We start from the raw sequence: 3988 nt of genomic DNA, 5'->3' as shown, positions 1-3988 counted from the left end.
GTTGTGACAATTCATCGCCCGTTGCGAGTACGCGAAGGGCGTTAATGGCTTCTACGCGAATGGTGGGTTCCCCATCAGCAGCAAGGAGAAAGAGAAGTTCGACGGATTCCGCTGCCTGGCGCTCAGCCAACAAGGCGATTGCTTGCAGTCGCAGGGGCTCGTCATCCTTTCCTTTGGCAACCTCCATGAGCTGTGTGTTCAAGGTGGTATCGGCCATGACCATCAAAGCTTCTTTGGCGATACGCTGTTCTTCCACAGAGGCATTGACCGCTCTGTCTAATAGGAAATCAGTCAAGGTTGAATCTGCCAACATACCGGTTGCTTTCAAGGCGGCGAGCCGTACTTCTGTGTTTTCATCATTCGTAAAGGCTTGTACGGCGGCCCGTGCGCTACGGTCTCCGCGCACGGCGAGGGCATCTAAAAGTCCGGCGCGCAGCGGCGCAGCGATGGTGGGCAGCAGATCAATCAGCGATTGCGTGATCTCGGTGTTTTCAATGTTCCGCGCCAACATGAGCGCATCCGATGCAAGTGGGAACGAGGGATCTTGTAGTAAAGCCGTGAGCAGCGCTTGGCTCTGCTCCGGCTGTGCTTGGATGAGCAGCGCGACAGCGGCGAGACGAATATGGTCAGGGAAATCAGGGGCGGCCATCTTGTTGAGCACTTCCAAGATAGCTTCGTTCAGGTCGGAATCCATCCAATGATTGGCGCAGCTTAGGCATCCGTCCCAAAGATAGGGTTGCTTTTCTTCCTGTGTTTCTTCCAGGGCGTCGACGAGTTTTTTACAGGCTGCTTCGCTGTTGATGGAGCTCAGGGCGTGTACGGCGGCTTCGTTTAACATTGCTTCGGATCCTTTTAGAAAAGAGATAAGGATCGGAACACATTCTTCACTGCCTTGACGACCCAAAGCCAACAGAATCGCCCGTTTCTTTTCCAAGTCGGAAGTGTTGAGTGCCGCAATAAGCGATTGGGTGGATTCATGGATATCCATGTGTTCCAAGGCTGCGAGAGCGGTGCTGAAAAGCGTTTCTACTGCCAATTGTTGCGCGAGTATTTGCGCGCCTTGGGGCTTGCTAATTTCTCCGAGCATACGACAGGCGAAACGTTTGGCGTCAACTGTGCAATCACCGGAAAGGACGGTGATGAATGCCTCTTCCAATTCATCAGGGGACGGGGCTCCGGGTTTGCCTGTATTTGCCGCGTAGACGGCTTGCTCAACGGTGCGCAGCGGGACTTCCGAGCCCCCTTGTTCATAGGTGCAAAAGGCGGTGAATTGTTCTTCCAAAGAAGAATCCAAGGCTTGGGAATAGGGGCTCAGTCCCAAGGCAACCATGAATGTGAGTGCAAGGCAAAGGCTGGGATAGTGTGCGCAGCGAAAAAGGACCAATGATTTCATGAATATATTCCTTATAATTCAAGTGTGAATATGAACTGAGTTTGGGATGGCGGTCAGATCACCCAAGGGGCGCGCATGGATGGCTGCATTAAGCGATTGGCGGCATCATCGTCAAAGCATTCGCGCACAGGATCCCACTTCAATTTTTTCCCGGTCAGCATAGCGATATTTGCCATGTGACACATGGTTCCGCTGTGATAGCCAACCTCGACGGGCGCTTTGGGTTCGCCGCGCGTCTTGACGCATTCGATAAAGTCATAATGATGACCGCGGCTCCGGCCCAAGTGTAGTTCGTTGGGACCGATGACTTCACGTAAGAGGGAAGTGGGATTCGCTTCAAGGGTGCCGGCGTGGACATGGATAAATACCCAGCCCTCATCGCCTTCAAAGCGTATGCCTCGAGGCTCGGTCGTGTCGCCGATCAATCGCACACCGTTAGCGTATTCAAAGGAGAAGTTATAATCATAGGCAGTGTTAAACAGTCCTTCTTTTGCGAAGGTACCTGTCCCTTCCACGCTCAGGGGCAGGGTGTCATCTGTTCCGTTGCCTAATTGTCCCAAGTCGATAATATGGGCACCGCGATCAGTCATTTCGCCGCCGCTATAGTCTAGGATATAGCGAAAATAAAAGTGACAGCGTTTTTCTGTATAGGGAGCTTCTCGGGCGGGGCCAAGCCAGAAATCGTAATCAAAATGATCGGGAACAGGCATGAGCGGAGAGGGCGGTTGTTCGTATTCCTCAACGCGGTCGACGGGCATCTGCACGCGGATCGTATGCAGTTTCCCTATGCGCCCATTACGAACCAATTCGCAAGCATAGCGTGAGTTGTCGCGGGACCGCTCATGGCTGCCTGTCTGGAATACACGTTTATAACGGCGCACGGCATCTACTACGGCGCGCCCTTCCGGGATGCTGTTGGCAAGAGGCTTTTCACAATAAATGTCTTTGCCCGCCTTAGCTGCGGCAATGCTGATTACAGCGTGCCAATGATCGGGGGTGGCGATCATCACGGCATCAATATCATCGCGCGCGAGCACTTCCCGAAAATCATAGTATTCCTGAATACCGGAATAGGAATCGCCGGGCTTTGCACTTGCATAGTACTCTTCCAACATGTTTTTTGCGCCGGCACAGTGCTTGCGGTCAACATCACATACGGCGACGTATTGGACGTCAGGGATATTCATGAGCGCACGGGTGTCATAGCTGCCCTGGCCGCCCACGCCGATAGATGCCATGACGATACGTTCGCTGGGGGCAACGGCGCCGTTACGTCCCATAGCGGAGGCGGGGATGATGACCGGGATAGCGGCTGCGGCTGCGGCGCCCTTCAAGAAAGAACGGCGTGACAGGGGGGATGCGTACTGTTTCATAGAGAATCCTCCATTTAGGTTTATTATGAAGCAAATTGATGCTTAGGAAATAATGACGATAGCGACGCGACTGCAATGCCACGCGGTACCGGGCATGACAGGGAATCCAAAAGTTCTTTCACAAGACACAATATGATATTGTGGGGTTTATAGCCGGATTAATACAAACTTTCAATTTTTTTCGAATGGCCGGGCTGAATGATGGTCTCAGGATTGATATTTCTTTTGTGAAATCTTTTATAATTGACGCCTTCGATTCCAAAGGTTCTTTTGCTTTCCCTGACCTTGTACTTTATCATTGTACGGCTATTGGCTGCGCTAAATAAAAAAAATATTCACCAAGGATTTGACGGTATGTCGTCTGACCGGGTTACATTCCAACATACAGGCCGCGTAAACTTTTTCTTGCATCTTATAGGTGTGGCTTTTTTGAAACTACTGGGATGGAAGGTGGAAGGGACACCGCCATCTGTTCCCAAATACATTGTTATTGTTGCGCCCCATACCTCCAACTGGGACTATCCGATTGCGCTTGCGATTTCGTGGTATTTTCGTATGAAAGGGGCATGGCTTGGCAAATCCGACGTCTTTAATTGGCCCATATTAAAATATATCTTCAAAAAAACAGGCGGTATCCCCGTATATCGAGGTACACGCCAGGGGCTTGTTGAACAGGCCGTAGAGGTCTTTGAGCAACGGGAGGAGCTGATTCTCGCATTGACTCCTGAAGGAACCCGTGCGAAGGTAGTCTATTGGAAGGCGGGCTTTTATCGCATTGCACTCGCGGCAGGCGTACCGATTTCCTTAGGCTATCTTGATTTCAAACGCAAAGCCGGCGGATTTGGCCCTTTATACTATTGCACAGGCGATCAGGAAGAAGATCTGGCATTCATCCGTTCGTTTTTCGACACGGTTACGCCTCGCCATCCATCGCTGCGCAGTGAGGTTCGTTTTAAGTCGGGACAAGACAACGGAATCCGTAACAGTTCCGATTTCCAGTCTGTTCATAAGGATCCGGATACACCGTAATTTTTTGTTGGGCTGCGGCACGGACTCTTGCTGTGACTTCCCCTTCTATCTCTATTTGTCTTTCCCTGTTGCGCTGATTTCGGATGTAGGGAATTGGATACAACATGGTATAGTGAAGTATGGCTGACAGAGCAAATACAAGATCTAGCAATACGAATAAATCAGACCAAGGCTCGAAATTTCCGCCATGTAT

General features: G+C 51.1%; 3 protein-coding genes. 1 reads left to right on the top strand and 2 read right to left on the bottom strand.

Annotated elements, in window-relative coordinates:
* Positions 1-1393, bottom strand: a 1393-nt coding sequence (locus GX117_02410; GenBank protein ID NLO32201.1) for a HEAT repeat domain-containing protein, incomplete at its 3' end; no start/stop codon positions are given.
* Between the two features lie 53 nt (positions 1394-1446).
* Complete coding sequence (locus GX117_02405) at positions 1447-2766, bottom strand: Gfo/Idh/MocA family oxidoreductase (protein NLO32200.1); 1320 nt, start codon at positions 2764-2766, stop codon at positions 1447-1449.
* Between the two features lie 354 nt (positions 2767-3120).
* Here GX117_02405 and GX117_02400 point away from each other — a divergent pair, with 354 nt between their 5' ends.
* Positions 3121-3795, top strand: a complete 675-nt coding sequence (locus GX117_02400; protein ID NLO32199.1) for a glycerol acyltransferase — start codon at positions 3121-3123, stop codon at positions 3793-3795.
* Positions 3796-3988 lie beyond the last annotated feature (193 nt).

The sequence above is a fragment of the Candidatus Hydrogenedentota bacterium genome (assembly GCA_012523015.1).
Taxonomy (GTDB): Bacteria; Hydrogenedentota; Hydrogenedentia; order Hydrogenedentales; family CAITNO01; genus JAAYBJ01.
The sequence above is the reverse complement of the archived record's forward strand: the minus strand, read 5'-3'. Positions and strand labels throughout refer to the sequence as shown.

Coding starts and splice junctions, on each gene's coding strand:
- GX117_02405 (NLO32200.1), bottom strand. CDS start 2,766: ATGAAACAGTACGCATCCCCCCTGTCACGCCGTTCTTTCTTGAAGGGC.
- GX117_02400 (NLO32199.1), top strand. CDS start 3,121: ATGTCGTCTGACCGGGTTACATTCCAACATACAGGCCGCGTAAACTTT.